This is a genomic window from Cryobacterium sp. CAN_C2 (genome assembly GCF_015751745.1).
In the GTDB taxonomy this organism is placed as follows: domain Bacteria; phylum Actinomycetota; class Actinomycetes; order Actinomycetales; family Microbacteriaceae; genus Cryobacterium.
In genome coordinates, this window is sequence record NZ_JADOUX010000004.1 from 144,768 (window position 1) to 161,793 (window position 17,026).

At 63.7% G+C, this 17,026-nt stretch carries 17 protein-coding genes; 1 reads left to right on the forward strand and 16 read right to left on the reverse strand.

Annotated features, from left to right (window positions below; translation table 11 throughout):
- Window positions 1-17: 17 nt before the first annotated feature.
- The 16 genes from rpsG to IWX77_RS05300 form a co-directional block, all read right to left on the reverse strand.
- A complete protein-coding gene (gene rpsG, locus IWX77_RS05225; RefSeq protein ID WP_092107221.1) occupies window positions 18-488 on the reverse strand; it encodes a 30S ribosomal protein S7 in 471 nt (156 codons plus the stop codon).
- On the reverse strand, window positions 488-862 hold the full coding sequence (gene rpsL / locus IWX77_RS05230) for a 30S ribosomal protein S12 (RefSeq protein WP_035834602.1): 375 nt from the start codon (window positions 860-862) through the stop codon (window positions 488-490). The genes rpsG and rpsL overlap by 1 nt, the downstream gene beginning before the upstream one ends.
- 408 nt (window positions 863-1,270) lie before the next feature.
- Entirely contained in the window at window positions 1,271-1,972 is a 702-nt protein-coding gene (locus IWX77_RS05235) for a spermidine/putrescine ABC transporter substrate-binding protein (protein ID WP_196843454.1), read from the reverse strand.
- 61 nt (window positions 1,973-2,033) lie between these two features.
- The gene (locus IWX77_RS05240; RefSeq protein ID WP_196843455.1) at window positions 2,034-2,525 is read right to left on the reverse strand and encodes a DUF6121 family protein; all 492 of its coding nucleotides are present in this window, start codon (window positions 2,523-2,525) and stop codon (window positions 2,034-2,036) included.
- 82 nt (window positions 2,526-2,607) lie between these two features.
- Window positions 2,608-3,672: a hypothetical protein gene (locus IWX77_RS05245; protein ID WP_196843456.1), complete on the reverse strand. Its 1,065-nt coding sequence runs from the start codon at window positions 3,670-3,672 to the stop codon at window positions 2,608-2,610.
- Between the two features lie 87 nt (window positions 3,673-3,759).
- A complete protein-coding gene (locus tag IWX77_RS05250; RefSeq protein ID WP_196843457.1) occupies window positions 3,760-4,533 on the reverse strand; it encodes a hypothetical protein in 774 nt (257 codons plus the stop codon).
- A 2-nt stretch (window positions 4,534-4,535) separates the two neighbouring features.
- Window positions 4,536-5,201 carry a hypothetical protein gene (locus IWX77_RS05255; RefSeq protein ID WP_196843458.1) on the reverse strand — a complete coding sequence of 222 codons (666 nt, stop codon included), beginning with the start codon at window positions 5,199-5,201 and terminating at the stop codon, window positions 4,536-4,538.
- A complete protein-coding gene (pilM, locus tag IWX77_RS05260) occupies window positions 5,198-6,286 on the reverse strand; it encodes a type IV pilus assembly protein PilM (protein WP_334353649.1) in 1,089 nt (362 codons plus the stop codon). The genes IWX77_RS05255 and pilM overlap by 4 nt, the downstream gene beginning before the upstream one ends.
- Window positions 6,270-7,097: a prepilin peptidase gene (locus IWX77_RS05265; RefSeq protein ID WP_196843459.1), complete on the reverse strand. Its 828-nt coding sequence runs from the start codon at window positions 7,095-7,097 to the stop codon at window positions 6,270-6,272. The genes pilM and IWX77_RS05265 overlap by 17 nt, the downstream gene beginning before the upstream one ends.
- A 5-nt stretch (window positions 7,098-7,102) precedes the next feature.
- Window positions 7,103-8,539 (reverse strand): hypothetical protein, encoded by a 1,437-nt coding sequence (locus IWX77_RS05270; RefSeq protein WP_196843460.1) that lies wholly within the window; start codon window positions 8,537-8,539, stop codon window positions 7,103-7,105.
- Window positions 8,530-9,099: a hypothetical protein gene (locus IWX77_RS05275; RefSeq protein WP_196843461.1), complete on the reverse strand. Its 570-nt coding sequence runs from the start codon at window positions 9,097-9,099 to the stop codon at window positions 8,530-8,532. Before IWX77_RS05275 ends, IWX77_RS05270 begins: the two co-directional genes overlap by 10 nt.
- Window position 9,100: 1 nt before the next feature.
- Complete coding sequence (locus IWX77_RS05280; protein WP_196843462.1) at window positions 9,101-9,481, reverse strand: hypothetical protein; 381 nt, start codon at window positions 9,479-9,481, stop codon at window positions 9,101-9,103.
- A 135-nt stretch (window positions 9,482-9,616) separates the two neighbouring features.
- Window positions 9,617-10,066, reverse strand: coding sequence for a type IV pilin protein (locus IWX77_RS05285; RefSeq protein WP_196843463.1), 450 nt, complete (start codon window positions 10,064-10,066; stop codon window positions 9,617-9,619).
- A 132-nt stretch (window positions 10,067-10,198) separates the two neighbouring features.
- Window positions 10,199-11,428: a type II secretion system F family protein gene (locus tag IWX77_RS05290; protein ID WP_196843464.1), complete on the reverse strand. Its 1,230-nt coding sequence runs from the start codon at window positions 11,426-11,428 to the stop codon at window positions 10,199-10,201.
- Window positions 11,429-12,832 (reverse strand): type IV pilus twitching motility protein PilT, encoded by a 1,404-nt coding sequence (locus tag IWX77_RS05295; protein ID WP_196843465.1) that lies wholly within the window; start codon window positions 12,830-12,832, stop codon window positions 11,429-11,431.
- A 19-nt stretch (window positions 12,833-12,851) separates the two neighbouring features.
- The gene (locus IWX77_RS05300; RefSeq protein WP_196843466.1) at window positions 12,852-14,522 is read right to left on the reverse strand and encodes a GspE/PulE family protein; all 1,671 of its coding nucleotides are present in this window, start codon (window positions 14,520-14,522) and stop codon (window positions 12,852-12,854) included.
- 235 nt (window positions 14,523-14,757) lie between these two features.
- Here IWX77_RS05300 and IWX77_RS05305 point away from each other — a divergent pair, with 235 nt between their 5' ends.
- A complete protein-coding gene (locus tag IWX77_RS05305) occupies window positions 14,758-16,974 on the forward strand; it encodes a putative bifunctional diguanylate cyclase/phosphodiesterase (RefSeq protein WP_196843467.1) in 2,217 nt (738 codons plus the stop codon).
- Window positions 16,975-17,026: the final 52 nt, after the last annotated feature.

Here is a 17,026-nt window from a genome sequence, read left to right on the forward strand (position 1 = left end):
ATGCTCGATGGATCTAACTACCAGCGGTAGTGAGCGAAGGCCTTGTTCGCTTCAGCCATCTTGTGAGTGTCTTCACGACGCTTGACAGCGGCACCGAGGCCGTTGCTCGCGTCGAGGATCTCGTTGGTGAGGCGCTCAGTCATGGTCTTCTCGCGACGCGCCTTGGCGTAGCTGGTCAACCAGCGCAGGGCCAGGGTGTTGGCGCGGTGCGGCTTGACCTCAACCGGAACCTGGTACGTCGAACCACCGACGCGGCGCGAACGCACCTCGAGGGTCGGGCGCACGTTGTCGAGGGCCTTCTTCAGCGTGACAACGGCATCCAGCTCGTTCTTGGCGGAAACACCGGCGAGGGCATCGTAAACAATGCGCTCGGCGAGGCCCTTTTTGCCATCGAGAAGAATCTTGTTGACGAGCTGGCTGACGATGGGTGCACCGTAAACCGGGTCGGCAATGACAGGGCGCTTGGGAGCGGGTCCTTTACGGGGCATTACTTCTTCTCCATCTTTGCGCCGTAGCGGCTACGTGCCTGCTTGCGGTTCTTGACGGCCTGGGTGTCCAGTGCGCCGCGAATGATTTTGTAACGCACACCGGGGAGGTCCTTGACGCGGCCTCCGCGCACGAGCACCATCGAGTGCTCCTGCAGGTTGTGGCCCTCGCCGGGAATGTAGGCGGTGACCTCGGTGCCGTTGGAAAGCTTGACGCGAGCGACCTTGCGCAGAGCCGAGTTCGGCTTCTTCGGCGTGGTCGTGTACACGCGGGTGCAAACGCCGCGCTGCTGCGGGTTGGACTTTAGGGCGGGAGCCTTGGTCTTGGTGACCTTGGGGCTACGGCCCTTCCTGACCAACTGCTGAATGGTGGGCACTAATTACTCCTTGTTATTGCTGCACGGTGACAGCTTTGTGATGGTTAGCATTCGATCTTTCGACCGAGTTCATCTGGACCCGCCGCGCTCACGCAATTACTCGCATGGGTTTGGGTGGGTATGCCGTGGGGGCTGCTCGGAGAACAAACCCGGGGTCGTGTGAAAGCCGCTGCCTGGTGCTACCTCTGTTCGAAGCCCGAAGGCTCAGTTGACGGAGGGCATAATTCAGGCGTGCGACAAAGCGCACACCCCATAATTCTAGCCCGGTGGAGCCTGCATGGTCAAATGGGTCACGCCCCACGTCGTGCCCGCCGTTTTGCCGGGCTGTCCGTGCCGTTTCGCGCACGATCTTACGTTCCGCTTCACGTTCTGGGCTCGGTCCGTATGAGAGCGGATGTAGCGGCTCGGCTAGGGATTTCGCGGCCAGAGCGGGGAGTCGAGGGTGCTTTCGAGGTCGGCGAGCAGGGCCTGCACCTGGGGCTCGACGAACTGGGCGATCGCAGATAGCAGGCGGGTCCGCTGCTGGGCGAGTTGAGCGCAGACTCGGCGGCCGACCTGGGTCGCAAACTCGTCGGCGAGGCGTAACTCGGCGGTGAGCGCCGTCTTCTCTGCCGAGCTGAGCGGCGGGAGCGGATCGGAGGGTGCCGGGGCGTCGTGCTCGTGCTCGGGAGCGGCGGTCTGGGGTTGCGCGAGTTCGGAAGGCTGCTGGTCGGCGAGCTCGCTGAAAGTGAAGAGATAGGGGGCATCCGCTGCCGGTTGCGGGTCGAGGTCGAGACCGCGAAACTCCGGGTCGAGCCCCTCCGCAGGTCGGTAGGCCTGGGCGGACTCGCGGCGCTCGCTCAGGTTCAGCTCGTGCGCGAGCAGCGGCAGGTTGCGCTCGGTGTATTCGTCAACGGATGCGTCGATCACAATCTTCATGCGCATCGACAGGGCATGCTGCACGACGTGGGGCACGTCGACGGCGAGTCCGGCGGCGGCGATCATCGGTGAGCCAAAGCACTGTCGGCAGAGGCGGGCTCGCCCGCGGTGCGTGGCGGGGCGCCAGCGGGTGATCCAACGCAGCCAGTTCTCAACCTCGTGGTTGACGCGCGACTCGATGGACCTATCCATACTGCATAAGGGTACTCGTCCGGCGTCGCGCGCGAGATGCCAGTGTTGCATTCGCCCTGGGCTAGTTATCGTCGTTCTTCTCCCATGGCCACTCGGGCGCACCGGAACCCGCGGGTTTGGCCAGGAGCACCACGAAAAACAAAAAGGCGATGAGCCAGCCACTGACAGCCACGGCGATCGCGAACGGGCTCGTCATTTCGCCTCCGATGAAAATGACCGAGCGAAAGAGTTCGCCGGCGCCGAGGCTGTACACGACTCCCCCGGATAGGCAATAGCCGAGGTAGGCGGCGACGCCGGCGATGAAGATCGGCAAAGGCGGAACCTGCGTGAGGCGTTCGGGCGAGCGCAGGACTGCACTCAGAATGACCCAGACCAACGCGAGCACCGCGGTGGTGACCATGATGGGGCCGAGGAGGGCGCCGGCATCCGTTTCGTTGATGACGTCGCGATTGAGCAGCAGGCTGAGCACCCCGAACGCCGCCACGATGAAGGCCACATAGAGCGCGACCGAAAAGGCCGCTATGGTGATCGCGTACTTTCGGTATTCCCGCATGGCTCCAGCGTAGGCCCGTTGGCGCAACGAGAGGCCCCGGCCGCCGTGCGGCAATCGGGGCCTCGTCAGCGCGAACCGCGCGTTATGGGCGCGTGACGTGCGGGCCGCCGGCGAGCTGACGCTCGTACTCGGTGCGCGCCTCGAGGTTCTTGGCTGTAACGCGACGTCCGCGGCGGGCGATCCAGGCTCCGGCCCAGATCGGCACCTCGCGGGCGATGAGCGCGGCGGTAATGGCACCGGGGTTCAGCAATAGGCTGCCCACGATGCGGCTGAGTTCGTCCGGGCTGAGTCCGTCGGCTCGGCCGTCTATCACGAGGCCGAGCAACGCCCCGCCGATGTAGGAGAAATAGACCACGGCGGCGACGAGGAATCCAAAGAGCACGTAGGCCCACCAGCCGCCCCGATTGACCAGGGCGATCAGCGCGCTGTAGGCGAGGAAGAAGAAGATAATGGGAATGTAGAACACCGGCAGCGCAGCGAAGGCGGTGAACCCGCTCATGGTCACGGCGACGGTCGTACTCGTCACACCGATGATGATGAACGCCGCGACGGCGTAGAGCGCCGCGAAGACCGCCGTGGCGAGCAGGGCGATCAGAATGCCGCCGCCCCGGTTGCTGCGGTTTTTCGGCTTGGTGGGCGCCTGCACGTATATGGGCGGCTGCTGCTGGGCCGGTGCGGTGTCCGATGGGGCGTGGCCGACCGGGGTGATCGGAACCGGCGCCACCGCGGCAGTATCGGCCTCAGCGGCAGTTGCAACCGCAGGGCTCTGGCCGACATTGCGCGAGTCGCCATCGGTCGCTGCGTAGTCGTCGGCGAGGTTCGGCTCGGGTGCATACACCGGTGCCGGTTCGGCGAGCCGCTCAGACGGCAGGGCCGCGTGCGAGCCGGTGGTCGTGGCCGGTTCGGTGCCCTCGGCCCGGTCTGAACGCTCGGCGGCGCTCAGGTTCTCGTTGATGGCGTCATAGTCAATGACGAGGGGCTCCCGCGCGGGTTCCGGCGCCGTCTTCGCCGTGGCAGACTCCGGTGCAGCGTGTTCGGGGGCACCGGTCTGTTCGGTGGAACCCTGCCCTGTGTTGGTCAGATCGGGCACTGTGGAAGCATCCGTTTCAGAATTCTTCTTGCCGTCGATTGGCGTGTTGTCGCTCATGTTGAACTCCTCGTGGCCTTCGCCGTGACTGACTGCCAACTCTAGCAATGCGTCGGCCCGATGCCCGGATTCCCCGGCGCGTTGCGCCTAAGCCGCTGGCGTCGCCCCGACAGCGTTGGTGTCGGCGTGAAGCAGTACATAGATGAGGGCGGATATGGTCGCGGTGACTGCGTCGGACGAAGCAGGTGTCACTTCTGCGGCGCTGCTGCCTGCATCGGCGTTGGCGGGAGCAGTTGAAACGACTGCGCCCGTCGTGGAAAACGTTGTGACCATGACTAGGCGGGTGCCTTTTTGAAGCCCCTCAAGGAAATCGAGCACATTCCCATAATTGCCGTCAACCGTGAGCGAGATGGGAACGGAGACGAAGTTTGCAGCCGTGATGAGAGGGCTCGGCGTCGGGGCGAGAGCTGCCGCGGTTTCCGCTGCCGTCGGCACGACCGGTGCCGCGGTTGGAACAGGCGTGCTCCCCTCCGCGGGGACTGCGGCCGTGACAACCGGGGCAGCAACCACCGCGGGCACATACGGTTGGGCATCGTTCACCGTGATGCCGGTGAGCGTCACTTGGTGTTGTTGGCTGATCGCATCGAGCTGGGTCACAAATGCGGGGATATCCGCCGCACTCGGAACTGCAAGCTGCAACGCGGCCAGATCGCTCTTCAGATCTCCGATGCTGTCGAATTGTTTCTTCAGCGCGGCAACTTGAGCCTCATAAGCGACGTTTTGGGTTTCGACGATCGCACGCTCCGCTGTTGCCGCCTTCGCTGCATTGAGCATCGGCGAGATGCCCAGCACCCAACCGAGAACGGCCGTCGCGCCGATCAGCACAAGCGCGCCGAGAACCCAAAGTCTGTTCCTGTCCATAACTACTTTCCCTCTGTGCCGGCGAAACGATTCGAATACGCACCGTCATTGACGTGCAGGGTGAGGTCCACCTTGTAAGCGCCCGTTTCGGCCCGGACTATCGACCCTGGGTTGGCGTCCGCAAAGCCCGGCAAGCCCTCCAGCGCCTCGAGCCACTGTGGCACCGACGGCAGACTCGGGCTGGTCAGTCCCAGAGTGAGAGTGGCTACCCGCGTGGCCTGGAGCGGGGCAGTCGCCTGACCGAAACCGATTAGCGGTGATGCGGAGTCGACTGTCACCGTGTCGATGCTCACATCCGCAGGAAGCACGGCTCGGACCGAGGAGAGATAGGCCTTCCAATCAACCTCGGTGGCCGCCCCGAACTGGCGTGCCGCGATCGTTGTATCGACCGCATCCTGCACTTGGTTCACCTCAGAAAACTTAGACTGGTTCGCAAGGAGCTCTGCGGCGCGACCCTGAGCGGCAGCGAGCTGCGCTTGGCTCTGCTCCGCCTGCCACGAGGCCGCGACCATCCCACCTGCGACGAGCACCAGAGCGCCGACGAGGATGCCGATCAGGCGCTGCCTCGTTGCTTTTGTCTTCTTCCGGGCTTTGACCTCGGGCGGCAACAGATCGACGCGCGGTTCGGCCCCCAGAACCAGACCCTCGGCGACGGATGAGCGGCTCATGCCCTACTCCCCAATGCGAGTCCCAGCGCAACGGAGAATACACCTCGAGTTTGCTCCAGGGCGTCGGCGTCAACACCGCGCCCAAGCGTGACCGCCGCGGACAGGTTCGCCGCGAAAACCGGAAGCCTGGTGAGTTCGCCGAGTGCTGCGGCGAAACCGCCCAACTGGGCGCCACCGCCGGTCAGCACTATCCGGGTCACTAGAATACTTGGTCTGGTGTTCGTGAAGTAGTTCACGGTATTCCGGAGGCTGTTGAGCAGCTCATTTGTGACCTCCGAAATAACGGTCGCCGCGGCCTGGGACTCCGGGTCCGTCGAAACCCCCAGACCCAACGAACGTTTCAGCGCGTCCGCATCATCGGCAGTGATCCCCAGGCGCAGGACGAGCGCCTGGGTGAGATCCCCGCCGCCCGCCGGGATGAGACGTAGGAACTGCGGGACCCCCGCAAGCGTCACTGCGACAGTGGTGGTGGCGACGCCAACGTCGATCTGCACCACTGCGCCATCTGCTTTCGCGCCTCGGTTGATGACCCGGCTCAGCGCGAAGGGGATGAGGTCCACCTCGACCGGAGTCAACCCCGCCAGCTGCACAGCTTTGACGTTGCTCAGCACTGCGTCTTTGACCGCGGCGATCAACAGGCCGTTGATCTCGGGGCCGGTCTGTCCCTCGCTCTCGGAGATCGGGTAGAAATCGAGGAGCGCGTCCGCGACTGGAACCGACAACATGTCCTGGACCTGGAACGGCAGGGATTCACGGATGCGCGCTATAGACAGCTTCGGAACGGTCAGATCTCGTGCCAGAACCCGGTGGTTACCCATCCCGAGGACGACGTTTTTGCTTTTGAAACCTCCCACGGACCACAGGCTCCTGAGCGCGGCCGCAACCGTGTTGGGCTCAACCACCTCGCCCCGGTTCACGGCGCCGTCGAGAAGTCGAACTTCGTGATAGCGCACGAGCGTCGGACGAGCCTTGTCGGCATCGCTCACCTCGACGGCGCGCAGGCCGGCGGTGCCGATATCGATTCCTACGACGTTTGTCGTCATTGCTTCTCCTTCACAGGCCGTACCATCATGCCAATCCGACAAGCGACAGATAGCCAATGGCTATCTGCTCACCATAGAAGATGCCGAGCCATGCACCGGCCAACATCCACGGCCCGAAAGGAATCCCGCTCTTGCGAGTCGCTCTGCGAGTGATCAGAAGTGCGAGCGCGAAGAGTCCGCCCAGCAGGAACGCCGAGAAGGCGCCCACGACGAGGGGTGCCCATCCGAGCCATCCCAGGTAGAGGCCGAGCACCCCGGAGAGCTTCACGTCACCGAGCCCCATGCCTGCCGGGTACGCCACCGCAAGCAGGAGATAAAAGGCAAAAAGCGCGCCAGCCCCGATGAGCGACGTCAGAAGCCGGCCCGGATCCCGTGTCAGGAGCGCCGCCGCCGTCAACAGAATGGCGGCGACCGGGTAGGCCGGAAGAACAATGCGATTCGGGAGAGTGTGCGTGTCCAGATCGATCATCGCGAGCGTGACGCTCACGGCGGCCAGGTATAGAAACGCCACCAGCATCACCGCCACTGCGGCAGTCGGACCCACCCCGGTGGTCGAGCCTGTCGCGACCCATGCCGCGAGCACCCACCAGGCGACCACACCAAAGAACATCGCCGTACCCAGTTCAACAAGCGGATACCGAACCGAGATCCTCACCTGGCAGTCGCGGCACCGTCCGCGCAAGAGCAACCACGACAACACCGGGATGTTGTCCCAGGCGCGGATGCGCCGCCCGCATCGGCCGCAAGTACTCGGGGGCGACACGATCGACCGCCCCGCGGGTACACGGAAGATCAGCACGTTGAGAAAGGAACCGATGAGTAGTCCAAAGCTCCCGATGAGAATTGCCGGCATCGCTATCAACCGGCCAGATCTCGCCTGGAAACCGAGGAACCAGGCTGCGGCCGGATGACGACCAGAGTTGTGCCGCCGGTATCAAAACTCACCCCGGCGACACCGACCGGCACGAACGTGAAGGTCGGGTTGTTCTTGACCGAACTGTACTCACCGGCATATATCTGGCCACGCCACGTGAACCCGTTGCGGCCGTCGAACGCGCAGGGCGTGTACAACATCGCGTCGATGGGATCTGCAATGACGAAGTTGTTGTTGACCGCGAAATCTCCTTGGTTGATGGGGGTCAAAGACCTTTGGCAGTTTGGCACTGCACTCGCGATGTAATCGGGGGTGACGAAATACAGGTGGTGCGCGGCAGTCGTCGCCGACGCGAACGTCAGGCTGTTAGCCGCGGCGAAATCAAACTTCTGGGCGAAGATCACAACATCGCTCGTCAGTTTGACGGTGGTGTTATTAGTCACGGTGGGCCCCCCAGCGCAACCCAGAGCGTTGATGATCACGGGTTTGCCCGCGACGGCACCCCCCAGGTTCCCGTTGGGCAGCTTGCAGTCCGCTACTGTCGTGACCGCCCTTACCTCGTAGGCCACGCCGCTAGCATCCACCCAATCGGTCGGGGTGTACTTTACCTCGGTCCACGGCGGGATGACCGGCAATACCCCGCCTTGCGTGTACGTGCCACCTACCTTGCTCCCCGGCGGGTTGGGGCTTACGCTCGCGGCCACCAGGTTGTCTCGTATCGAACCTGAACCGAGGGTGGCTGCGCCCGATACCCAGGCGTTCCCGTTGACCCGGCAGCTGCCGGTGAAGGTCAGGGCACCGGTCACGAGGATGCTGCCGTTGATGACGGCATTGTTCTTGGAGCAGTCCAGGTTCCCTTGCTTGATCATCAAGCCAGCGCCGTTGGCTTCAGTAAGGTCGAGGCTGGAGTTGGCTTCGACGATGCCCCCGCCGTACAGGTACATTCCGACACCGCTGGGATCAACCCCGGGCGTGTCCCAAGCGAAAACCGCTTCGACTTTGCTGATGTTGCCAGACGATGCTCCATTGACCCCGGCAGCTTGGGCCGTTCCAGTAGAAACGATGCGGATGCGGGTTGCGGTCGTGCTGGGGCAGCCAGCCACCCAGCCGAGTCCGGCGTCGTACTCGACCGTCGCGGTGTAGGCCGGGGCCGAAGTCCGGATGTACCTTCCGGGAGTCGGCTGCACGGCACAATTACCCGAAGTGAACAGACCGGTTTGCACGGCGGCGATGCCGGCATCCGCCGAGGCTTGAGACTGCACTCCCGCCCGCGTTGAGGAACTGAATCCGTAGGCGCCGACGATTGAGGTCGCGATGAGCGAGGTGAAGATGAGGCCGACCGCCATTATGCCCAGAACGGCAGCGAGGGCGGAGCCCCGTTCGCCCTGGTAGCAGCAGTGCACGGGTTGTTTCAAAAACATGCCAGACTCCCCGACGATCCCGCTCGGCTGGTCGCCGAACTCGTGATGATAACCGGCGGATGATCTCCCGCGAGGCCCTTGAAGGTCATGGTCAGCCGTTGGCCGGCCGAAGTGAAGATGGTCGTGCCGCTGGCCGGTTTGACTCCCTCGTTCAGGAGCACCCAGGTGGAGAGTTCGCTCGCGGTCGGTGGAAGGATCGCCGCATTCGATTGATGGAATCGGATGGCCCCCGTACCGGCCGCAGAGTAGTACCACGCAATACAGCTCCAGGTGAGCGTGGTGCCTCGCTGCGCCGTTCGGGCCACCAGGAGTTGGTCAGTGCCGCTGGGGATCGTGAGCTGGAAGTCGGACGCATTGCGAATGTTCGTCTCGACGGAGTCCGCGACGATCTGACCGGCGGAGGACGCGTTCGTCATGGTGCGCACCGCCGTCGCGGTTTTGAGGCCGCTGACGAACAGGCCTCCGACAACGCTCAGGACCAGCAGGAGGAGTGCGCTGTAGACGATCAGCTCGATCAGCGTGAAACCGGTCTCGGAAGTTTCTTCGGCGCGCGCGCCCATGTCAGCTCACCGCCACGAAAACCAAGGTGCTGGCCGAGGACAGGACCGCACCGGTATCGCTGCGGGTGACCGTCACGGTCACGGGTACCGTGATCGGATAAGCCGGCGCTGCCGGTGGCACCGTTGCCGCTGGACAGGACCCGCCGACCGTCCGGGCAACCTGCAGGGTGATCCCGCGGGGATCGAGCACTGAGAAGGTTGTGGCAGTGAGGCTGCTGCACGTCGTGCGCGAGCGGGCGAGCTCCATTTCGTTGTTCACGAGCTGAGTCGCGGCCGCCAGGCTCGAGTTCACGGAGGATTGCTTCACTCCCTGGACCAGCAGCGGCAGGAAGGCGATGGCGAGCAGTGCGAGCAGGAACATCGAGATGACGATTTCGATCATCCCAAAACCTGATTCCCTCGGCAGGGCTGCAGATTCGTACCGTGTTTCCACTCTTCCACCCCTTCCGAATCGTCATGTGGTGATACGGGACGGGGGCGCCGCCCGAAGACGACGCCCCCATCCTTGAGCTAGTCCTTACGGAGTAGTGAAGAGACCAGTGGTAGTGCACGAGCCTTTTTTGACTCCGTCCCTGTTGGTGATCGCGAAGGAGGGCGTGCCTGAGCTCGGGCTCGTCATCGCGATGCAGAACGTGCTCGCTGCGGTAGCGGATGCAGCAGTGATCGTGGGAGTCACGGCCGGGTAGGTTTGAACGAAGCCCTTCCCCTGGAGAGCAACGAGGTCCGGGATCGCACCCGGGGCATCCACGAGCTGGCTGACATAGGCGACCTTGGCGTTGGCGAGGTCGGACTTGACGCCGGCATCCTTGGCCTGGTCCTGCTGGCCGAGGAAGATCGGGATGGCAACAGCGGCGAGGATTCCGATGATGATGACCACCACCAGGAGCTCGATCAGTGTGAAGCCCTTTTCCTTCTCGGTGAGGGAAGAACGCTTGCGGGCAAGTGCACCCGTGATGCTGTGGATCATGTGATTGTCCTTTTCTGAAGGGGTGCTGGGAAGGCTGCTGCGCTGCCCAGTCCGAGTATATTGCGGCACTGCTCGGGGCAATACCCCGAAATACAAATGGGTATTGCGCAATCACGCCCCCAGTTGTGGGGTTTACTTGATGTATTGGAAGATGCTGAACATGGGCATGTAGAGAGCGACGATCATACCGCCGACCACCACGCCGATGAAGGCGATCATCAGCGGCTCGATGAGGGCTGTGAGCTGGTCGGCGGTCGCCTGTACTTCCTGGTCGTAGAAGTCCGCGATCTTGCCGAGCATCGTCTGTAGGGCGCCGGCATCCTCGCCGACTGCAATCATTTGCACGACCATTGCCGGGAACACCGGCTCCAGTGCCAGCGGCCCCGCGATCGACTTGCCCTGGCGCACCGATTCCTGCACCTTGCGCAACGCCGACTCAACGACCCAGTTGCCCGAGGTCTCACCAACGATGTTGAGCGATTGCAGGATGGGTACGCCAGCGCCGATCATCGTGGAGAAGTTGCGGCTGAACCGGGCGATGGCCAGCTTGGTCATGAGCGGGCCGAATACGGGCAGTTTGAGCTTGAGCGGATCGACGACCTTGCGCACGCGCTCGGTGTTCTTGTTCTTCTTCCACCAGATGGTGAACGCGACTCCGCCGACGATGAGCACCGGTAGGAGCCACGCCATCGCCTTCGAGAGCACCACGAGCACCATCGTGGGCGCGGGTAGCTGGCCGCCAAAGCCCGCAAACATCTTCTCGAAGACCGGCACGATGAAGGTCAGCATGCCGATGACCGCGAGCACCGCCATGATCAGCACAATCGTGGGGTAGGCCATCGCCGACTTGATCGTATCCCGGAGCTTGGTCTCCGACTCGAAGTTGCCGGCGACCGAGTTCAGCGAGCTCTCGAGAAACCCGCCGGTCTCCCCCGCCTTGACCAGGTTGATCATGATCGGCGGGAACACGGTGGCATGTTTGTCCATCGCCTCAGACAAGGAGATGCCGGTCTCGACGTCGTTTCGGATAGATGTGAGGATTTTGGCGAGTTCCTTGTTCTCGGTCTGCTCCGAAAGAATGTTCAGCGTGCGCAGCAGCGACAGCCCCGCCGAGGTCATGGTCGCCATCTGCCGGCTCATGATGGCCAGATCCTTCAGCGTGATGCCTTTGCTGAACCCGGGAATCTTGATCTCGGTGCTGAGCCCGGTGCCGACCGCCACCTCGGTAACGGAAATCGGCGTCAGACCCATCGTGCGCACGCGTGTCATGGCCGCGTTCTCGGAAGCGGCATCCAGACGCCCCTTGACGACCTTGCCGGCGGGATTGCGACCCTTGTAGGCGAAGGCGAGGCTGGTTGCCATCTACTGCCCCCGCGGGGAGTAGGAGTCGCCGAAATCGATGCCGTTCATGCCGCTCACGGATGCCTCGACATGGTCCACGCGACGGATCAACTGGTTCAGCCCCTCGAGGTCTTGGGCCTTCTCCTCCGCCGACGCGCGAGCGATCAGACCTGCGTCCACAAGCTCGGCGAGGTGCTGATCCATTGTGTGCATGCCCAAGGCCTTGCCGGCCTGCATCGCCGACGCCACCTGGTAGGTCTTGCCCTCGCGAATCAGGTTCGCAACCGCCGAGGTCGTCACCAGGACCTCAGTGGCGACGACACGGCCGCCACCCACCTTCTTCACGAGGGTCTGGCAGACCACGCCCTGCAGGGTGGCGGCCAGTTGAGCCCGCACCTGCCCCTGCTGGTGCGGCGGGAACACGTCGATCACCCGGTCAATGGTCTGGGCCGCCGACTGCGTGTGCAGGGTGGCGAAGACGAGGTGACCGGTCTCGGCAGCGGTCAGGGCAACCGAGATTGTCTCCAGGTCGCGGAGCTCGCCGATCAGGATCACGTCGGGGTCCTGCCGCAGCACGTGCTTCAGCGCGGCCGCGAAGCTCTTCGTGTCGTGACCGACCTCGCGCTGGTTGACCAGCGATTTCTGGTGCTTGTGCAGAAACTCGATCGGGTCTTCGACGGTCACGATGTGGTCGGCACGGGTGCGGTTGACCAGGTCGATCAGGGCGGCCAGAGTGGTGGACTTGCCGGAACCAGTGGGCCCGGTCACCAGCACGAGTCCGCGGGGGAGCTTCGCAAACTGGCCGACGGTCTCGGGGATACCGAGGTCTTTCAGCGGCTTGATCTCGCGCGGGATCAGACGGAACGCTCCACCGATAGAGTTGCGCTGGTAGTAGTAGTTGACGCGAAAGCGCGCGCCGCCCGCAGTGTAGGCGAAGTCGAGTTCGAGCTCTTCCTCGAACTGAGCTCGCTGCTTCTGCGACAGAATGCTGAAAAGCGCCGACGTGACCTTGTCACCCATCCAGACCGACGAGCCATCAATCGGTCGCAGGCCACCGTCGACACGGATGCTGGGTGGCGCGCCGACCGTGATGTGCAGGTCGGAGGCGCCCAGGTCGAGCACCTCGGCCAGGGCGTTCAGTAGGTCAAGGTCGGACACCTCGTTGTCGGCGCTTCTGGTGCGGGAGCGACGTCCGGCTGTCTCGACCGGTCCGGTCTCGGCGTCAGCCGCAACAACGGCAGCCTCCTCCGTAAGCGGCGCCACGACCTGTGCAAACGCAACGGGGGTTTCCGGCTCCACGGTGGTGGCGGCAGCGCCCACCAGGTCTTCCGGCTCGGCGATGCGGCGATCCTCCTCGCCGAGGCTCCAGCTGCGACCAGAGCTCCCCGATGGCGTTACCGGAATTTCGTAAATAGGCTGGCTCATGCAGATATCCCCTTTTGCACTATGCGACAACTCGCAAGATTTCTTCGATCGATGTCAAACCCATTTGAGCCTTGGCCCAGCCGTCTTCGCGGAGGGTGATCATGCCTTGGTCGCGCGCAACCCGGCCGATTTCAGCGCTGGATGAGCGGGCGACGGCGAGGCGCTCGATCTCCTCGGTCACCGTCATCACCTCGTGCACAGCGATGCGGCCGCGGTAGCCGGTCTTCGAACAGTGCGTGCATCCGGCCGGCTCGTAAATCGTGGGCAGCGGCCGTTCCGGGTCGAACGCGAAGCGCAACCGGGTCAGGTAGTCCGCTGTCAGTTCGGAAGGCTTCTTGCACTTGTCACAGAGACGCCGCGCCAGCCGCTGGGCGACCACACAGTCCAGGGCGGAACCAACCAGGAACGGCTCGATGCCCATCTCGGTCAGCCGGGTGATGGCGCTGGGCGCGTCGTTGGTGTGCAGGGTGGAGAGCACGAGGTGGCCGGTCAGCGAGGCCTCGATGGCGATCTGCGCGGTCTCGTGGTCACGGATCTCACCCAGCAGCACGACATCCGGGTCGCTTCGCAGGATGGAACGCAACGCACTCGCGAAGGTGAGGCCGGCCTTGACGTTCACCTGCACCTGGTTGATGCCCGCCATGCGGTACTCCACCGGGTCTTCGACCGTGATCACGTTGATCTCGGGGCGGGCGACCGCGCCGAGGGTCGTGTAAAGGGTGGTCGACTTGCCCGAGCCGGTCGGCCCCGTGATCAAGATCATGCCGTAGGGCTTGGAGTAGGACGTCTTGTAGGCCTCGAAGTTGTAATCGAGCAGGGCCAGCGCACGCACGTCGAGGGTCGTGTTCGAGTTGTCGAGGATTCGCATGACGACCTTCTCGCCCCACACTGTGGGCAGGGTCGCCACGCGCAGGTCGATCTGGCGGCCGGCGTGGCGCACGGTCATGCGGCCGTCCTGCGGTTTGCGCCGCTCGGCGATGTCGATGTCGCTCATGATCTTGAGCCGCGAGATCACGCCGTTCTGGATGCTCTTGGGTGCGGTCTGCATCTCGTGCAGCACACCATCGATGCGATAGCGCACCCGCAGGCTGTGCTCTCCGGGTTCGATGTGAATGTCGGAGGCCAGGTCCTGGATGGCCTGACTCACCAGCAGGTTCACGAACCGCACGATCGGGGCGTCGTCGTCGATCGAGTCCGAGACGCCGAAGGAGGAACTCTCGGTGGCCGCGTTCTCTTCTTCGAGCGTGGAGGTGAGGTCGCTGAGCTCGTCGTCCGCGCGGTGGTAGCGGGTGATGGCGGCGAGCAGGTCGGAGCGTTCGGCGACAACCTGCGTGACCCGCATCCGTGATGCTTCGCGCACGTCGTCGACGGCGAAGACGTTGCCGGGATCGACCATGGCCAGGATGAGGCGGCCGTTGTCAACCGCGATCGGGATCACTTCGTGGCGCTTGCAGACCGCCACGGGAACGAGGGCCACGGCCAGGCGGTCAACCGGGTAGTCGACGAGTTCAACGAAGGGCAGGTTGGCCTGCTGGGCCCTGGCCTTGGCGAATTGCACCTCGGTGATGACGCCCTTGGCGACGAGCGCACGAACGGCGCTCTCGTCAGCGGGATCGCCGGCCATGAGGTGGTCGAGCTCCTCGATCGGCAGAAGGCCGTGCAGGATGAGCATCTCGGTGAGGCTTGCCACGCAATCCTCCCCTAGCGATAAACTGGCTTCGATTCTCTATAGTAACGTTAGGCGCCGTCGCGTGGCCCGACCCGACCACCCCCACAATCGGGGGCTTTCCCCGGTACTTGCCCCGTGTGGGTTACGCTGACACAGTGGCTAATCGGGGGGTTGTATGCGGTCAAATAATCGCCGGGTTCGACGTGGAGATTCCTCTAAATTGCGGCGGAATTTCGCTGCCTGGCCCTTATGGGTCATGGGTCTGCCGTTGGGCGGCTACCTGCTCGGTCTGGCACTGCACAAGGGCGAATTCAATCCGATCGTGGACGGGTGGTTCGGAACCCTCACGCAGCTAATTCCTGCCGCCGTGTGTTGGATGGCGGTGTATCGAACCAGATTCCGGCACATTCATGTACTCCTTGCCGCGCTTGCCATGACGTCCTACGCGCTCGGGAATACCTACTACGTTCTAACCCTGGCAGGATCGCTGGCGTTGCCGTTTCCATCGCCCGCCGATATCGGATACCTCGGATTTTATCCGCTCATGTTGGGCACATTGTTTGTGCTGGGTCGATTTCAGGTATGGGATCGTTCCTGGTCGATGGTGTTGGAGGGTGCCGTGGGATCGCTTGGCGCGGCCGCCGTATTGGCGGTCTTGCTCGGCCCGGTTCTAGCTCTCGATTCCACCGGGCCACCGTCGCTGGCGACCGCGGTCGCGGTCGCCTACCCCCTGTTTGACCTGCTGTTGGTAGCGGCGATCTTCGGAATCGCTGCCTCGCAGAGTCTGATGGTCGGCCGTTTCGGGGCCGTGCTCGCCATTGGACTGGTGATCTTTGCCGCCGCCGATGTCATTTATGCCCAGCGGGTCACCAGTGGCCTCTACGCCATTGGGACGCCGTTGGACGCGGGATGGTCAATCGGGCTCACCCTGGTCGCGGTGTGGATCGACCGCTCGGTGCGTGCTGACACCGCCGTGAAACCAGCTGGCCTGCGCGTGACGGCGTTCGCCGTGTCGGGCGTGTCAACGGTGGCGGGTCTGGGGGTACTGGTCTTGGGAACTCAGGTACGTGTGTCGATGCTCGCTCTGATCCTGGCCGGGTTGGTGCTGATCCTGGCGGCGATTCGCGCGCAGCTGGCGTTTCGGCAGCTGGTGCGCATGTCGGACCTGCATCGCCAGTCGCGGACCGACGACCTGACCGGTTTGCCGAACCGGCGGGCCCTCTACTCCGACGTTCCCGGGCTGCTGGCCGCTGGGCAGGCCGGGCGAAGTGCGCTGCTGCTGCTCGACCTGGATCGGTTCAAGGAGGTTAACGATAGCCTGGGGCACGATATCGGAGACCGGCTGCTGGCCGAGGTCGGCCGGCGGCTGTCCCAGCAGTTGCGCACCGACGACCTGCTGGCCCGGATAGGCGGGGACGAGTTCGCGATCTTCCTGGACAACACCGATCAGGATCAGGCCGTGGCCGTGGCCCTCAAACTGCGCGCAGCGCTGGCCGAGCCCGTCACCCTGGAAGGCATCGCGCTGCAGACCGACGTCAGTATCGGAATAGCCCTGGCCCCGGACCATGGCGGCGATGTCGGGTTACTGCTGCGTAGAGCGGACATGGCAATGTACAAGGCGAAGTTCGCTCGCAGCGGGCACCACGTCTACGCGAGGGCCGACGACAGTCGCGGCGAGGAGAGACTTCGCACCCTGGAAGAACTGCGCATCGCGCTGGTTACGGACCAGCTGATTTTGCACTACCAGCCTAAGATCGACCTGGCGACCGGCGACGTGAACGCGGTGGAGGCTCTCGTTCGCTGGAAACACCCCGGTCGCGGCCTGCTCTACCCAGACACCTTCCTCCCCCTGGCCGAGGAGGCCGGGCTGATGCACGACCTGACGAACGTGGTGCTCGGAAAAGCGTTGGATCAGGCCGCAGCCTGGCGGGCGCACAACCAACCCCTGACCGTCGCGGTCAATTTCTCCGCCAGTTCCCTGATCAACGCGGACCTGCCTGCGCGGATCAGCGCGATGCTCGTCGACCGTGGACTGCCCCCTACGGCCCTGACGCTGGAGATCACCGAAGAATTCTTGATGGCAGACTTTCCTCGGGCTCGGGTCATCCTAAGTTTGCTGCGCGGCAGCGGCATCCAAATATCCGTCGATGACTTTGGTACCGGTTACAGCTCGCTCGCCTACCTTCGAGACCTGCCCATAGACGAACTCAAGCTCGATAAGTCATTCGTCATGCCTATGGCCGACGACCCCCGAGCCGCCGCGCTGGTCGCCTCGACCATCGTCTTGGCGCACAGTCTGGGCCTACGCATGGTCGCAGAGGGAGTGGAAAGCGAGGCGGTGTACAACGCTCTGGCACGTAGCGGCTGTGACCAAGCCCAGGGTTACTATATGTCCCGACCGATTCCGGCCACGGAACTGGACCGTTGGCTCGCCAACCACCGCACTGTTGCGGCCACAGGACTTGCACTATAGGCTCACGAAAAGTACCTACATCACGGGGTGGGTGCTCAGCCTACAATGGGGG

Bases quoted from the DNA above. Each gene is read 5' to 3' on its own strand.
- rpsG (WP_092107221.1), bottom strand. From the start codon at position 488: ATGCCCCGTAAAGGACCCGCTCCCAAGCGCCCTGTCATTGCCGACCCG.
- IWX77_RS05235 (WP_196843454.1), bottom strand. From the start codon at position 1,972: ATGGATAGGTCCATCGAGTCGCGCGTCAACCACGAGGTTGAGAACTGG.
- IWX77_RS05240 (WP_196843455.1), bottom strand. From the start codon at position 2,525: ATGCGGGAATACCGAAAGTACGCGATCACCATAGCGGCCTTTTCGGTC.
- IWX77_RS05245 (WP_196843456.1), bottom strand. From the start codon at position 3,672: ATGAGCGACAACACGCCAATCGACGGCAAGAAGAATTCTGAAACGGAT.
- IWX77_RS05250 (WP_196843457.1), bottom strand. From the start codon at position 4,533: ATGGACAGGAACAGACTTTGGGTTCTCGGCGCGCTTGTGCTGATCGGC.
- IWX77_RS05255 (WP_196843458.1), bottom strand. From the start codon at position 5,201: ATGAGCCGCTCATCCGTCGCCGAGGGTCTGGTTCTGGGGGCCGAACCG.
- IWX77_RS05265 (WP_196843459.1), bottom strand. From the start codon at position 7,097: ATGCCGGCAATTCTCATCGGGAGCTTTGGACTACTCATCGGTTCCTTT.
- IWX77_RS05270 (WP_196843460.1), bottom strand. From the start codon at position 8,539: ATGTTTTTGAAACAACCCGTGCACTGCTGCTACCAGGGCGAACGGGGC.
- IWX77_RS05275 (WP_196843461.1), bottom strand. From the start codon at position 9,099: ATGGGCGCGCGCGCCGAAGAAACTTCCGAGACCGGTTTCACGCTGATC.
- IWX77_RS05280 (WP_196843462.1), bottom strand. From the start codon at position 9,481: ATGATCGAAATCGTCATCTCGATGTTCCTGCTCGCACTGCTCGCCATC.
- IWX77_RS05285 (WP_196843463.1), bottom strand. From the start codon at position 10,066: ATGATCCACAGCATCACGGGTGCACTTGCCCGCAAGCGTTCTTCCCTC.
- IWX77_RS05290 (WP_196843464.1), bottom strand. From the start codon at position 11,428: ATGGCAACCAGCCTCGCCTTCGCCTACAAGGGTCGCAATCCCGCCGGC.
- IWX77_RS05295 (WP_196843465.1), bottom strand. From the start codon at position 12,832: ATGAGCCAGCCTATTTACGAAATTCCGGTAACGCCATCGGGGAGCTCT.
- IWX77_RS05305 (WP_196843467.1), top strand. From the start codon at position 14,758: ATGGGTCTGCCGTTGGGCGGCTACCTGCTCGGTCTGGCACTGCACAAG.